This is a genomic window from Verrucomicrobiia bacterium, from assembly GCA_019634635.1.
Lineage (GTDB): Bacteria > Verrucomicrobiota > Verrucomicrobiia > Limisphaerales > UBA9464 > UBA9464.
In genome coordinates, this window is the sequence record JAHCBB010000003.1 from 95375 (window position 1) to 110549 (window position 15175).

A 15175-nucleotide genomic window follows, 5' to 3' on the forward strand; every position below is an offset into this window, starting at 1 on the left:
TCAATGACGCATCTGCTCCGGTGCCGGCTTATGGCAATGGCAATGAGCCGGGTTCTCCTGCCTGAGCGACCTGGCAGGCGCGGCGTTCTTCAGACCGTCGGTCTCGGGGCCCGGCAGGCCTTGGGCGTGCTGCTCTTGGTGATTACGATGGCCCCAGCCTTTGCGGGGCCGATGTCCGTGTCCATGGACTCCTTGGAGGCACTGGATGCGGGTGGCAGGATGCTCATCCGCTGGACGACGAGCCTGGAGCACGGATTGCTTGGCTTTGCGCTTCAGCGACAGGATGGCGGTGACTGGCGTCCCGTGGGCGGCGGGATGATCGTCGCCGAAAACGCCCTTGAGGGAGGCTGGTATGAGGTGCTCGATGAGGTTGACGTGCCGGGACCCCACCGGTACCGCATTGCCGCCATCTCCGAGTCCGGAGACTCCACTTTGATCCGCGAGCAGGCACTCGCGGCTGCGGGCGTTGTGGAGTCGGAAGGATTCCCGCCCGTTTCGGGCGGGCGCAGGGTGGATCCGACCGGGGTCCCCGGGCCGGCACTCTCTGGACGCCTGAGACAGGCGGCACCGTCGTTGCCGGTGGATCTGACGACCGGGCCGGCGGTGTTGAAGATCCAGACATCCTCCCGGGGCATTCATTTTGTCAGTGCGGCGGCGGTCGCCGGGATGGTGGGGCAGCCACTGACGACGGTACAGGCATGGATCTCGTCGGGCAGGGTCGCCCTGTTCCTCGGGACAAACCAGGTCCATTACATTCCGGGCAACGGCTGGGTGGCGGCGGGGCAGACCGGGCCGGGATTTTTCTTCCATGCCGAGGAACTGAGGAACAATTACACCACGACCAATGTCTACTGGCTGCGGCGAGGCACGAACACGTTTGTCACGGAGTCCGGCGGGAATCCGACGCCACGAATGCCGGGCCAGTACCAGGCGGTCATTTCGGCACAAGTTGACGCCGTCGAGGCCCGCGCGACGGTGTTGAGTGCGGAGGAGGACTTCTGGTTTTGGACACGTCTCACGGCGAACAGCGCCTCGGATTCCTGGAATCCCAGGCCGCAATTCACGATTGACAGCCAGGCCACCCGTTCTGCCTCGGTGTCCGCGCGGCTCAACCTTCGCCTCTACGGTTCCAGTCGCACTCCGCATCTGGCCGAAGTCACCCTGATCCAGCCCGGGGGACAACAGCAGGTTCTGGGAACGCTTCGTTTCTCTGGAATTGGGCCCGCAGAATTGTCCCTCAACTTCCCCTCGGACAGGCTTGGGGTCGGGGTGAACCAGTTGGGCATCCGCGCCCTTCTGGACACCGGGGTTCGCGTCAGTCAGTTCCTCGTGGATGGCTACGAGCTGGTGCATCCGAGGAGCTATTACACCGTCGGTTCCACGCGGTCGTTGGAGGCGGGTGCGGAGGGGGCGGTGATCCCTCCCGGAGGTGGCGCGGCTGTCATCACCGTGCCCGGATTTGGCTCGGCGGAATCCCCGACGCTGGTGGTGCTGGACGTGACGGATGTTCGCCGACCCCGGTTGATCAACAATGTCCGTGTTGACTTTTCGGGCACCTGGCGCGCCAGCTTCACGACTCCCTCGCTCAACCGCCGGTTTGCCGTGTTCCAGCCGGTGACTCGTGCGGCGCAGTCCTACCCGGCTGCGATGTCGGTGGTGTTCCCCACGTCGTGGGCGTCCCCGACCAATCGTGCGAGTTACGTGGTCATCACCCATGACTCGCTGTCCTCCGTCGCGGAACAACTGGCGGCCTACCGGAGCCCGCAGTTCCGGACCCGGGTCATCCCGATCGAGGACATCTACAATGAGTTTGGGGATGGGATCACCACGCCGCACGCCCTGGCCCGGTTCTTCCGCGAGGCTCACGAGCGATGGGCGGTCAAGCCGCGGTATGCGGTGCTCCTCGGGGATGGCACCTACGACTACCGAAACTTGCAGGCCGCCAATGACAATCTGGTGCCGCCGCTCCTGTTGGCGACCCCGTATGGTCTCAACACCTCCGACTCCCGATACGGCGACGTCTTGGGAACCGGGGCTCCGAGGATCCTCATCGGACGGTTCCCGGTCCGAACCGTTGCGGAGGCCGGGGCGATGCTGGCGAAGATCCAAAGCTACGAGTCCGTGGTCACGCGCAACCCGTTGAAGTCGCTGCTGGTTGCCGATCAACCGGATCTCGCAGGCGATTTCATCAGCAACATCAATCAGGTGGAGTCCTACCTGGCGCCGACCTTCACCAGCACCAAGGTGCATCCGGCCCGTGCTCCGGCGGTCATTGACCGGGCCGACATGACCAATCGGATTCGTCTCGCCCTCAACGGCGGTGTGGATGTGATGAACTACGTGGGGCACGGCGCCGTGGATCGCTTTGGCACGGTGCCCTACGTCTGGGTCACCCAGCCCCCCGTCACGTCCTCGGTGATGTTGCACCCGCCGATGGCGAATGGGGCCCGGCTCCCGGTGGTGTTTGCGATGACCTGCGTTGCCGGGATGTATTCAGCCCCCGGGTTCACCTGTCTTGGGGAGGCATTTGTCAGGACACCGAATATGGGAGCCGTCGCCATGGTGGCCCCGACCGGGCTTTCGCAGGACACGGACGCGATGGAGTTGAACCGGGTCATCATGGAGCTGCTTTCCTGCAACACGCGCGGACGCCTCGGGGACATGGTGGCGCAATCAATGAGTCTCTACAGCAACCGGAAGCCCGCGCCGTTTACCCCCGTTTGGATCTACAACCTGCTGGGGGATCCCGCGTTGCGGCTGGTGTCCCCCGTGGTTCCCGTCCCCTGACCGCCGATGGAGCCTCAACGAGAATCTGACGGCGGGCCCGCTTGGACCCTCGGGCGCGCGACGGGGAACGTGCTGACGGTGACCGTCTGTTGCCTCGCGAGTCTCCTCACCTTCGTCCCCCAACGACTGGCGGCGGCGGCCTTTACGAACGCGTCCCCCAGCTTTTCGCTGGGGCCGGGTGAGACGGCGTTTGGCATCCCGGTCCGGCAGTTTGATCCCGCGTCCCATTCCAGGCCGTTGACGCAGGTCCAAGTTGTCCTCGAGGCCGGATTCGATGCCGGGTTGGAATTTTCCGGGGATCCCCAGGTGGCGCGGACGGTGAGTTATGGGCTTGCCGGAGCCACATTGTTTGCCGGTCCCCGACTGGCGTCGGCGGTCACCCCACCCGCGCTGCTCCTGGATGTTCGCGGATCCCGGCTGGTTCCGGCGGGTGGCTCGGTGTCGTTCGTGGCGCAGGCGTTCGGGAGCGAGGCGGGGGTGGTGACCGCCCCGGCGTTGATGGCACCGCATCTGGGCACCGGGTCGGTGGTGTACGACATTGATTTTGGCGCCGGGTTTTCCCAGATGGTGGAGGTATTGCCGGCGAGCGTCACGGCGTGGTTGTGCGATGCCCGGATCCGCGGCCGTTTGCTGGCGATCTACTTTGATGAACCGCCTCCGCTGGCCCGGGATGACGCCCTGGGGAGCATCCTGCTTCGTGCGGTGTCCATTCCGGCATCGCGACTCCTGGCGAATGATTCGGATCCCTCCGGCCTGCCGTTGGAGGTTTCCGGCGTGGCGCGGCGCAGCGAGCAGGGTGGAAGCGTGGACTGGGTGGATGGCCGGATTGCCTATCGCGCTCCGGCGGGTTATTCGGGACCTGACGCCTTTCGTTACACGATCCGGAACGGGCGCGGCCTGATGGCCGAGGCGCGGGTCACCTTCACGGTGGCCAACGACGATGCACCACCCGCCCGTTGGGCGGTCTTGGGGAACCGTGTGTGGCTGGATGTCAATCAGAATGGCCAGCTTGACGGAGGTGAATCGGGCATCAACGGGGTCGAGTTGTGGTTGTACGGGGCCGGGCAGACGGCGGGTTCCGCCCTGCCGGTGGCGACGACCACCACGGCGACGGTTGGTGATGAATCCGGGGCGTATGCATTCAGCGGCCTCGTCCCGGGACAGTACTTTGTTTACATTCCGGTGCCTCCCGCAAACGCGCGGAGCAGTTCCAGCGTCCGGACCACGACGGACAACCGCGTGGACAACGACAACAACGGGATTCAGTCGGTCATTGGAGGACCGGTGCGGAGTCCGGTGATCAGTCTGGACCCCGGGGAGGAGGACCGGACGGTGGATTTCGGATTTGTGCCCAATCCGGCGCCGACGTGGAGCACGTTGTGGCAGATTGGGGTGGATGACGATCCGGCGGTGCTGCCGTACGGACCGTTCAAGGAGTTTTCGCAGGAGAACGGAAGGAACGATGCGCCGCCGGGGCAGGTGACGCGGTTGCCGGGGGATCCGCAGTATTCGGCGACGGCCAATCCGACTGCGGACGATGATTTCTACATTGCGGGGACCTATCCTGCGGGATTCAACGGACTGACGGCGGCGTTGAACGTGCCGAACTCCGAACCCTCAGTGGCGTGGGAGCGCGGGTTGACGCTGGGGGACCGGACGAACCGGGTGCACTTCGTGCTGGGGGCGGCGCAGGTGGCGAGCGGGGCGCGCTTGCGACTGACGGTCGAGTTTGCCACCGGAGGTTGGTCGTTGAACGGAGTGACGCAGTCCGGGTTTGGAGTGCATGACGTCGTCCTCCGATGGCGGAACAGCCAGGGGGTTGGAACGGTGGTGTATTCGGGGCAATTGGACCGTTTGACGACTCTTGGAGTGGAGGTGGCGGCCAGCGCGGTGAATGCGACGGCGGGAGCCAACACGCTGGAGATCATCCGGACGGGTCCTGCGGGGACGGGACATTCGTACTGGCTGACCTTTGACTACCTGAAACTGGAGGGACAGTCGGCGGCGCCGACGCTGGCGACGCTGGGGAACCGGGTGTGGCTGGATGCCAACAACAACGGGCGATTGGACTCCGGGGAGGTCGGGATCAACGGGGTGACGGTGGCCTTGTATCCGGGGAACGTGACGCCCGGGGCCGGGCCTCCGGTGGCGACGACGACAACGGCGACGGTGGGTGGAGAGGCCGGGGTTTATGAATTCAGCGGGCTGTCTGCGGGGAGCTATGTGGTGTACCTCCCGGTGCCGCCGTCAACGGCGCAGCGGGTGTCCACGGCGGTGGTGACGACGGACAACCGTGTGGACAATGACAGCAACGGCATCCAGACGGCGATTGGGATGCCGGTGCGCAGTCCGGTGATCATGCTGGACGCCGGCGAGGTGGACCGGACGGTGGACTTCGGATTTGTGCCCAATGCGGTGACCCCGCCGCCGGCACCGACCTGGGGGACGCTATGGCAGATCGGGGTGGATGATAATCCGGCGGTGCTCCCGTACGCGCCATTTGCGGAATTCTCGCAGGAGAACAAGAAGAATGACGTGCCACCGGGGCAGGTGACGCGGCTGCCCGGGGATCCGTTGTACTCGGCGACGGCCAATCCGACGGCGGACGATGATTTCTATATTGCGGGGACGTATCCGGCGGGATTCAACGGGCTGACCTCGGTGTTGAACGTCCCGAACTCCGAACCCTCAGTGGCATGGGAGCGCGGGTTGACGCTGGGGGACCGGACGAACCGGGTGCATTTCGTGTTGGGGCCGGCGCAGGTGGCGAGCGGGGCGCGCTTGCGGCTGACGGTCGAGTTTGCCACCGGAGGTTGGTCATTGAACGGGGTGACGCAGTCCGGGTTTGGAGTGCATGACGTCGTCCTCCGATGGCGGAACAGCCAGGGGGTGGGAACGGTGGTGTATACGGGTCAGTTGGACCGTTTGACGACCCTCGGCGTGGAGGTGGCGGCCAGCGCGGTGAATGCGACGGCGGGAGCGAACACGCTGGAGATCATCCGGACGGGTCCGGCGGGAACGGGACATTCGTACTGGCTGACCTTTGACTACCTGAAACTGGAGGGACAGTCGGCGGCGCCGATGCTGGCGACGCTTGGGAACCGGGTATGGCTGGATGCCAACAACAACGGGCGATTGGACTCCGGGGAGGTCGGGATCAACGGGGTGACGGTGGCCTTGTATCCGGGAACCGGAACGCCCGGTGCCGGGACGCCGGTGGCGACGACAACCACGGCGACCGTGGGCGGGTTGAGCGGTGTGTACGAGTTCAGCGGACTGTCTGCGGGGAGCTACGTGGTGTACATCGCGGTGCCGCCGTCCACGGCGCAGCGGGTGTCGACGGCGGTGGTGACGACGGACAACCGGGTGGACGACGACAACAACGGGATCCAGTCGGTCACTGGGGGGCCGGTGCGGAGTCCGGTGATCGTGTTGGACGCGGGAGAGGTGGACCGGACGGTGGATTTCGGGTTTGTGCCGAATGCGGTGACGCCTCCGCCGGCGCCGACGTGGAGCACGTTGTGGCAGATTGGGGTGGATGACGATCCGGCGGTGCTGCCGTACGGACCGTTCAAGGAGTTTTCGCAGGAGAACGGAAGGAACGATGCGCCGCCGGGGCAGGTGACCCGGCTGCCGGGGGACCCGCAGTATTCGGCGACGGCGAATCCGACGGCGGACGATGATTTCTACATTGCGGGGACGTATCCGGCGGGATTCAACGGACTGACGGCGGCGTTGAACGTGCCGAACTCCGAACCCTCAGTGGCGTGGGAGCGCGGGTTGACGCTGGGGGACCGGACGAACCGGGTGCATTTCGTGCTGGGGGCGGCGCAGGTGGCCGGCGGGGCGCGCCTGAGGCTGACGGTGGAATTCTCAAACGGGGGTTGGTCCGTGAATGGAACGAAACAACCGGGTTTTGGAGCGCATGACGTGGTCCTGAGGTGGCGGAACAGTCAGGGCCTCGGAACCGTCCTGTTCTCAAACCGGCTGGAACAGGAGACGACGATCGCGGTGGAGGTGGCGGCCAGTGCGGTGGGCGCGACGTCGGGGCCGAACACGTTGGAGGTGATCCGAACCGGCCCGGCCGGAACGGGCCATTCCTACTGGCTCATCTTTGACCATCTGCGACTGGAAGGCCAGGGGAGTGGAGGTTCCCCGTCGGTGCAACTTTCGTCAGCGCGCGTGGTTCCATCCGCTGCGACGATCCCCGACGGCGATATTCTGGTGGTGGACGTGGGGCGGGTGGACATCGAGGGGGCGGAATACGCCACACTGACCTACCTGCATCGGGAGACGCCGCATCCGGGGGTGGCATTCCAGTTGGAGTCTTCCGGAAATCTGCTGGAGTGGATTCCGGAGCCATCGGTCACCACCGCCTCGGTGGTCACGAACGGGCTCGGCGTGGTCAGCTTGAGGTGCCAGGCCCCCCTGGCTCCGGGTGCTTCACGGTTCCTGCGTGTCCGCTCTTTCGCACCGTAACTCACGCCCGGAAGGTTTGCGGGGTTCCGGCGGCATGTTGGATCCCCTCCGGCCCACTTAATTCGCCCGAGGCCTTGACCTTCGCCCCGCTTTTTTCGTTAAATACCGGCACCTTTGGAGTAATTAAATCACCAACCAGACACGACATCATCATGAAAAAGTCCGTTGCCTCCTTACTGGCCGTCGGGGGGATCATTGGCTCAGGGGCGAATTCGATCCACGCAGCGTCCTTCGACACCTTTGGTCCGTGGGCGTCTGTGGGCAGTTCCCTCGGCACGTCGCTTGACATGCCTGCACCCGCCGGTTTCGTCGAGTTTTCGGCGACTTTCAGCGCCTCGGGCACGTTCCGTGCCGCCGATGGGACTCCGAACAGTTCGTCGGAGTCCTACACGGTGTCCTATGCCCTCGTGCAGGTCACCCTTTCCTCGGCGAACGGGATCCTGACACCGGATCCGGTCACCCTCTCGTTCAATGACGTCAGCGTGGTGGTGGACCTGGTCACGCCGGCCACTGGAAGTCCATCCGAGTGGCCTGACTTCAATTTCAGCATGACCCCGGTTACCAAATCCTTGTCGGTGCCTTATGCCGGTGCCGGATCCCTGGAGGACTTTACGGTCGAGTGGACTTTCCTCAGCGCGCTGTCGGTGACCGGTGGGAAGGGCGTCGCGAGTTTCGTCTCGAATCCCTCCCTCGAGGGGTCGCTGAATGCGGTTCCCGAGCCTGCGGAGGTCGCGCTGGTGGCGGGTGCAGGATTGTTGATGTTGGCCGGAGTTCGTGCATGGCGCCGTCGCTGATGCGGTCGGGCAGGCGGACGTTTGCGAGCCGGTCGGTTGACCGGCTTTTTCATTGGTGCGCCTTGCAGGGCGCACCCATTTTGGGGGAGTCCCCTGCATGTCCGACAAGGGGAGGCACTCGTCGGACGGCAAAGCGCCCGCCGCGAGACTCAGGCTGAAGGAAGCCGCAGGCGAAACGTCACCGCGATGAACAAGAGCCCCATCCGAGGCGCTGCGTGGATTCGCCCAGTCGGGATTCAGGCGGGGCGGCGGCCCAAGCGAAGCACGAGTGCGGCGACCATGCCCGCGACCAGGATCAGGACCAAGACGAGGCGAAACGCGTGGGTGACCACCGACCGGAGGTCGGCGGCTGTGCGATCGCCCAGTGCAGACACCGCGGGAACGGTCCGGTTCAGCGATTCCAGCGTGACATTGAGGTCGCGGGCGGCGGCGCCGATTTGGACGGCGGCCGTCCCGTAGTCGCGCACGTCGAAGGGGCGGGAATTGGTGTCCGGGGGCGCTGTCGGATCGGGTGTGGAGACGTAGCGGACGAAGGCATCCAGGGACTGGATCGCCGTGTTCAGCGCAGTCGCTGTCTGGTCCCCGGCCTCCAGCGTCTGCCGGGCCTGGGGCATCAGTTCCCGTAATGTGGATTCCTGCGATTCCATGGCCCGAACCAGTTCGGCCCGTTCCCGGGCAAGGCCCGAAAAGAACTGGTCCAATGCCGCTTCGCGCTCGGTGCGGATCAATTCGGGCAGGCCCTGCGCCGACCTGGAGAGGCCTCCGGCGGCCTCGGACGCGCGGTTCAGGTCCTGGAGCAGGTCCCGGGATTCCGGCTGCCCCGCAATCTGGTAGGTGGTAAGTTCCACCTGCCAGCCGAGGAGCATCGGCATCCGCTGCCCGTAATACATCGCCCGCTGGGCCAGCAGCCGGGTCTGTTGCAGCGCGACGGTCGCGGGATCCAGTCCGGCAAAGGGATCCATGTACAGCAGGCTGAGCAGGCTCGCGCCTCTCCGGCTCGCCTCTTGGCCGTTCCCCCAGCCCAACGACGTGGCCAGCTCGGGAAGCCGGATGCCCGCCGCGAACCGTGAGCTCGGAAACCGATGGTGGTACTCATCCACGAGTTCCCGGAGGGTCTTCAGCTGTTCGGGGGACAACAACGGGTCCAGAATCCCCCAGGTCGCCTGCTCCAGCTGCCGGTGCGCTTTGAGGAGGGGATCGGCACGGGCGCCAAAGGGTCCCCGGATCCACTGGTTCTCAATCGCATAGAGGGACATGTTCGCCAGGACGGCGAGGTCCACCGCATTCAGCACCGGGTTTTCACCCGACGCGCTGATATAGGCCGCTGTGGCCTCCAGCAGTTTCCACTGGAGGGCCGCAAGTCGGCCGTCTGGCGTGGGGATCTCCGCGCCGAATTCGTCGGTGGCCTGGGCCACAGAGGCGACGTACAGGTCGGCCATGCGCATGACCTCCGACTGGAGGATTTCAAGCGAGTTGGTGGTCTTTTTGGCGCCACCCGTTCTGGCCAGGGATTGGACCAGCGACTTTGCCTCAGAGGCCTCCTGCTGAAACAACCGGCACCCGGTGCCGGTGCCGCACAACAGGCCCCCGAGCGCCATGACGACCGCCCACCTCCAGCCGATACCTGGAGGCCATGTCTTCCGGATTTCCGGTCTGGTGGTCATGATGCAGGGAGGTTATCGGGAATGGGCCTGTGACTTCCAGCACCGCGGTGTCGGGTGGGGAGGCGATCCGCCGGATCAGACGCCAGGACCGCTCCCGGATGGCGCCGCCTCGGCCGCCAGCCGCTGACGTTCCGCGGCCTTGGCAAACGGATAATAGACGACCATGGCGATGGCGATGGACGCCACGCCCCAGACCGCCGCCCGCCAGTCGCCTCCGGAGACCAGGTAGTGCCCGATGATGGGTGGCGTGGTCCAGGGCACGCTGACGAAGGGACGCTGGATCAGCCCCCAGTCCATTAGCAGAAAGCTTCCGGCGGTGAGGATCAATGCGTTGAGGATGTAGGGAGCCATCAGGATCGGATTGAGCACGATCGGGAAGCCGAAGAAGATGGGTTCGTTGATGCCGAAGCACTGGGTGGGCAATGAAAGACGGCTCACCTTGCGGAAACCGGGCTCCCGGGAATTCAGCATGATGAGGGCCAGCGCCAGGGTGGCACCGGTGCCGCCCACATTGACGAAGCTGGTGAAGAAACCGAGCGCGGTGATGTTGGGCAACGGCTGCCCCGCCGCCGCGGCAAGGGTGTTTTCGGTCAGATAGCCGAGGAAGATCGGGGCAACGATCGCATCCAGGGTGTTGTCGCCATTGATGCCCACGGACCACAGCAGGGTGACCAGGAAGGCGAACACCAGGATCCCGGGCAGTGTGTTCAGCGCAAATACGAGGGGGGAAAACACCTTCTGGATTCCGGCATTGATGTCCACGCCCAGGACGAAGCGGATGGTCCAGAACACGGCCACGAGGAACACCAGGGGCGTGAGCGACAGGAACGATTCATAGACCACCTCGGGAACGTTCCGGGGCAGGCGGATGACCAGGTTTTGATCCGTGAACAGCTTCTGAATCCTCACGGTGACGAGTGCGACCAGGATGGCCGTGAATAATCCCTGAGAACCGAGACCGTCCATCGTCAGCGTCTGTTCCTTCATGTCCAATTGGAGCATCATGAACACGAGGGTGGCCATGGACGCGCTGACCACGGCCTCCTGCCGGAACTGCTTTCCAAGGTCGTAGGCCACCGCGAAACAGGCGAACACCGCAATCAGGCCGAATGTCGCCGTCACCGGCACCTGCAGCAGCGGGAGCCACCGCGCCATGCGCCCCTCCCAACCGGGCAGCGGCAGGAAGGCGACCACCATGAACAACCCGCCCAGGATGGTCAGCGGCACGATCGAAACCATTCCGGCCCGGATGGCCGCAAGATAGGGATTGTCGCCGAAGGCGGTCAGCGCCGGCACCACCCGGCCGTTCACAAAACCCGCAAGACTGGATTTCATGGCATCAGGTCAATCGGCGGCCCAGATAAACGCACGCGTCAGGCCCGGAACCCACCCGGGTCAGCTCGGTGAATCCCAGCGCGCGGTAGAACCCCAATGCGCGGGCGTTGGCCTGAAAGACTCCCAGGTGGGCCCCTGGTGATCCCCGTTCGCGCAACCGTTCCATCAGGGCCTCCATCATCCGGCGTCCGAACCCATGCCCCTGCGCCCGTTCCAACAGGTCAATGTGAAGATGGGACGGGTAGTGGTCGTAGGGCTCCGGACAAAAAAAGTCCGGCTGATGGTACCAGGAATGCACCTGCTGGACGCGCGTCCATCCGGCCGGATCGCCGGTGGGTCGCGGAAACCGGGCACAGAGCTCCGGACGCCACTCGCGGTCGTAACGCTCGTAGAACGATCGCGAGTCCAGGGCGCCAAGCGCATAGCCGCAAATGCCGGCATCATCCTCCAGGATCAGGCTGAGCCCGGGCTCGAACCGGAGGTAGGGTCCGACGAAGAGGCGGCCCAGGGCATCCGGATCGTCCCTGAAGATCGGTTCGCCATCCTGACCGAAGTTTCCGGTCTTCAGGCAGACGTGGTAGGCACCCGGTTCGTCACCGGTTTGGGCATCCCGGATTTTGCAGGCGGTCATGGGGCGATGAAGGCAGGGGCGTCCCCACCCGACGGGGCGGCGGTGAAGGAGCCGTCCGGATGGGCGCGCAGCAGCCGCTGCAACGTGGCGACGAATCCGCCGCGGTAGGTGTGGGGCTGGTGAAAGTCGGACTCAACAGGGGTTCCCCGGTTGGCGGGATTTGCGTGGTGCCTCACGAAGCGGCTCACCAGGTCGAGTTCCTCCCGCAGTTCCCAGATGCGGCGGCTCAAGGCGTGAAAGAGCGGACGGTCGCGCAGTTCCGTCATTCGCACACACGCCTCGCGAAGCCGGGCCGAGACGGCCTCGACCGGCTCCCAGTCGCGGCCCCAACCTGACGGATCCCGCGCCAGGAGCCGTTCCAGAGCCTCCCGGAACGCCTCCGCGGCGTCCCCGGTCTCATACGGCAGGTAGTAGCAGTCCATCAGCAGGGTCAGATCCTCCAGGGAGATGGTCGTGAGGGCACCCTCGAACCGCGGATGCCATTCCGCGAGCGCCTTCAGGTACTCGGTTCGAGGATCCCAGTCGCCGGAATTGCAAATCCAGGCGGCCAGGGTGCGAATCGGAATGTAATTCAGGGGGAACTCGGTGTTTGGGTTGAGGAGGACCCCGGCGGCTTCCTGGCGCAGGGCCAGGGGGCGCCCGGAAAAGGGTCCCGCGAAAAAGCGATGCCCGTCGTAGTCGTTGGCCTGGAGATTGTCCCAAAGAACCGGCGGTCTTCGAAGCCGTGCCGTCAGACCGTGAATGGGTTCCACCGGGATCGCGCGCGAAACAATTTCGGGTCCGGTCCAGAAGACCCCGATTTCCGGATCGAGGGTCGCGCCGATCGTTTCCAAATAGTCGGGGCCGCCCAGTTGCCGCGATGCCATGCGCCCGCAATAAGGGGTCGGGCAGAACAGGAAGCGCGCACCGGATGAACCTCGACGGGTCCACTGGAACAGGTCGTTGACGACGCCGCACTGCGCAGCGGCAAAGGAACCCCAGCGGGCCTCGTCGTCGCGGTGCATCCGATCGGGAATGTCGTCGAACAGGAGGCAGAAATCCCGGCAACCCAGGGACTGCATCTGCGCGATGCGCGCCCGAAGGGCGTCGCGATCCGTGACGGAGGCATACCGCAGGTCCAGGCCGGGCCCCAGCGCGTACCAGAAATCAATGCCCCTGGCCCGGGCGTCCGCGATCAGGCTGCCCAGAGTGGCGGCCTGGTCCCCCGGGTAGGATTGACGCCACAGCACCCGGTGATGGAGGTCGTCTTTTGGGCCGTACACATAGGTTCCGAGCCCCCAGTCGGCCATCCATCGGAACAGTTCCTGCCGCTCCTCCCGGCTCCAGGGAGGACCGTAGAACCCTTCAATCACACCGGAAAGAAATGCGGTGTTCATGCGCCTCGGGGCGGGACGCTAGGGATCGCGCCGGGAAATTCCCAACCTTTCCGGACGCCACGCCGCTGGAAGCCCGGGCCCGATCAGGCGAAAATGGGTTCGCCGTCGTGCCGGGTGCACTCCTTGAACGCGGCAAGCAGCTTCGCGGTGACCGGACCGGGCACCCCGGCACCGATGACCCGCCCGTCCACCTTGACGACGGGGACCATCTCCGCCGCGGTCCCGGTGAGGAACATTTCGTCGGCGTTGTAGATGTCGTACCGGGTCAGGTCGGGTTCGCCGGTGGGAATGCCCAGGGCTTGCGCGCAATCGAGCACCGTGTTGCGGGTGATTCCGTAGAGGGCGCCGGCGCTCAGGGGAGGGGTGAGGAGGCGTCCCCGGCTCACAATGAACACGTTGTCGCCGGTGCATTCCGCCACGAATCCGGCGGTGTTGAGCAGGATGGCCTCCTCGACCCCCGCATTGTTGGCCTCGATCCGCGCGAGGATGTTGTTGAGGTAGTTGAGCGACTTGATCGCCGGGTTCACGGAGTTCACCAGGCTGCGCGTGGTGGGCACGGTGACGATGGTGAGGCCCTCGGCGTAGAAGCGCTCGGGATACAGCTGGATCGTGCTGGCGATGATGATCACCGAGGGGTTCGGACACCGGCGCGGGTCAAGTCCGAGGGTGCCCTTGCCTCGCGTCACGATCAGCCGGATGTACCCCTCGCGAAGCCCGTTGATGCGGCAGGTCTCCACACACGCCTGCGTCAACGCCTCGGACGTCATCGGGAGGTCAAGGAGGATGGCCTTGGCCGACCATCGGAGCCGTTCCAAGTGTTCGCGCAGCTTGAAGATGCGGTTGTGGTACATCCGGATGCCTTCGAAGACGCCGTCGCCGTACAGCAAGCCGTGGTCGAACACGCTCACCTTGGCGTTGGCTTCGTCGTGGAACTCCCCGTCAATGTACACCTTCATGGTCAAAGTCCGGCGAGGCTAGGCGACCCGGTTGAGCCGGTGCAAGCCGGGGGGCGGGGTTCTGACGGTCCCGGGGGACCGGCGCCTACCGGATGCTGACCGCCCGGTAAACCCGTGCCGTAAGCAGCGCGGCGTCGGGATCCTGCAGGTCCACAAAGCCGCCGGGACTTTGGGCGACACCGGTGGCGACGGGCTGCCACGTCGAGGGACCTGCTCCGGAAGGCACCGAAGCCTCGAGCACGTAGGTGACGCCCGGCTCACCATAGACCCGGACCAGGAAGGCCCCGGTGCTCAGCATCCCGATGGGTTGTACCGTGGAGGGGATGTCCTCCAGGGGCAGCACCGTGATGCGATAGTCGTCGAAGATCATGTAGTTGTCCCCCGGGCTGCCCGGGGTTCGGATCACCCAGACGGCGTCCACGTCGCCGAGGGTCATCGCCGCGCCAACCGAGGTGATCGGTTGGGCGTGGACGACCAGCACTTCGTTGATGCGGGCCGACCAGAGGTTGCGCTGGAAGTTGAGATCCAGTTGGAGATCGTACGGCTCGCCGTGCTCAAAATTGAACCCGGTGGGCACGACCGGGGGGGGGGTGTCGCCGCGGGCATTATCCAGGATGTAACTGACCGCGAGCGACTGATTGTCGAAGTCGAGGCTCAGGAACCGATGGTCGCTGGCGTTGTACACGCTCCAGCGGAAGTCGTCGAAGAAGGGCGCCACCCCGGTCGAATCGTTGATCTGGAACGAGACCTCGAAACGGACCAGGGGCAGGGGCTGTCCGGCGGGCTTCAGGTTGACCGGACGCCAGAGGTTGAAGTCTGCGGTGTTTGTGGGGGCATCAAACCCGATGTAGGCGTACTGGCCGTTGAATCCGGCGACGGGGCTTGCCAGCACCCCATTGCCCCCTGCAGCGGTCGGCCGGCCCTGCAGATCGGTGGCCCAGCCGATCCAGGAACCCTGGCCCATGAGGTCCTCGTCGGCTGAGAACCCTTCGAAGGGCTCGAAGCCCGTCTCGTACAGCACCAGTGGACCCGCCGGCAGGCCTCCCGCGGATGCAAGGACGGCCAGCAGGGCGGTCGCGGCGACAGCACGGCCGTACCGCGAGAGGCGGCTTTGGATGGGGTTCATGGAAACCCGGAGTGGTTTCCGGCAGTC

10 protein-coding genes are annotated in these 15175 nt (G+C 65.2%); 3 read left to right on the forward strand and 7 right to left on the reverse strand.

All coding sequences use genetic code 11. The features are described 5' to 3' along the window. The first annotated feature begins 183 nt into the window (after window positions 1-183). A complete protein-coding gene (locus KF791_02945; protein ID MBX3731533.1) occupies window positions 184-2787 on the forward strand; it encodes a hypothetical protein in 2604 nt (867 codons plus the stop codon). Between the two features lie 6 nt (window positions 2788-2793). Further along, window positions 2794-7266 (forward strand): cadherin-like domain-containing protein, encoded by a 4473-nt coding sequence (locus KF791_02950; protein ID MBX3731534.1) that lies wholly within the window; start codon window positions 2794-2796, stop codon window positions 7264-7266. A gap of 1 nt (window position 7267) precedes the next feature. Here KF791_02950 and KF791_02955 read toward each other — a convergent pair whose 3' ends face one another. Beyond that, complete coding sequence (locus tag KF791_02955) at window positions 7268-7462, reverse strand: hypothetical protein (GenBank protein MBX3731535.1); 195 nt, start codon at window positions 7460-7462, stop codon at window positions 7268-7270. Between the two features lie 91 nt (window positions 7463-7553). Here KF791_02955 and KF791_02960 point away from each other — a divergent pair, with 91 nt between their 5' ends. Further along, window positions 7554-8060, forward strand: coding sequence for a hypothetical protein (locus tag KF791_02960; protein MBX3731536.1), 507 nt, complete (start codon window positions 7554-7556; stop codon window positions 8058-8060). Between the two features lie 236 nt (window positions 8061-8296). Here KF791_02960 and KF791_02965 read toward each other — a convergent pair whose 3' ends face one another. The 6 genes from KF791_02965 to KF791_02990 all read right to left on the reverse strand — a co-directional run bounded on the left by KF791_02965 (window position 8297) and on the right by KF791_02990 (window position 15148). Then, the gene (locus KF791_02965; GenBank protein MBX3731537.1) at window positions 8297-9724 is read right to left on the reverse strand and encodes a hypothetical protein; all 1428 of its coding nucleotides are present in this window, start codon (window positions 9722-9724) and stop codon (window positions 8297-8299) included. A gap of 75 nt (window positions 9725-9799) precedes the next feature. After that, entirely contained in the window at window positions 9800-11059 is a 1260-nt protein-coding gene (locus KF791_02970; GenBank protein ID MBX3731538.1) for a PTS sugar transporter subunit IIC, read from the reverse strand. 4 nt (window positions 11060-11063) lie between these two features. Continuing rightward, entirely contained in the window at window positions 11064-11690 is a 627-nt protein-coding gene (locus KF791_02975; GenBank protein ID MBX3731539.1) for a GNAT family N-acetyltransferase, read from the reverse strand. Continuing rightward, window positions 11687-13066: a beta-N-acetylglucosaminidase domain-containing protein gene (locus KF791_02980; protein MBX3731540.1), complete on the reverse strand. Its 1380-nt coding sequence runs from the start codon at window positions 13064-13066 to the stop codon at window positions 11687-11689. Before KF791_02980 ends, KF791_02975 begins: the two co-directional genes overlap by 4 nt. A gap of 83 nt (window positions 13067-13149) precedes the next feature. Continuing rightward, a complete protein-coding gene (gene ilvE / locus KF791_02985; protein MBX3731541.1) occupies window positions 13150-14022 on the reverse strand; it encodes a branched-chain-amino-acid transaminase in 873 nt (290 codons plus the stop codon). An 85-nt stretch (window positions 14023-14107) separates the two neighbouring features. Then, complete coding sequence (locus KF791_02990; GenBank protein ID MBX3731542.1) at window positions 14108-15148, reverse strand: hypothetical protein; 1041 nt, start codon at window positions 15146-15148, stop codon at window positions 14108-14110. Window positions 15149-15175: the final 27 nt, after the last annotated feature.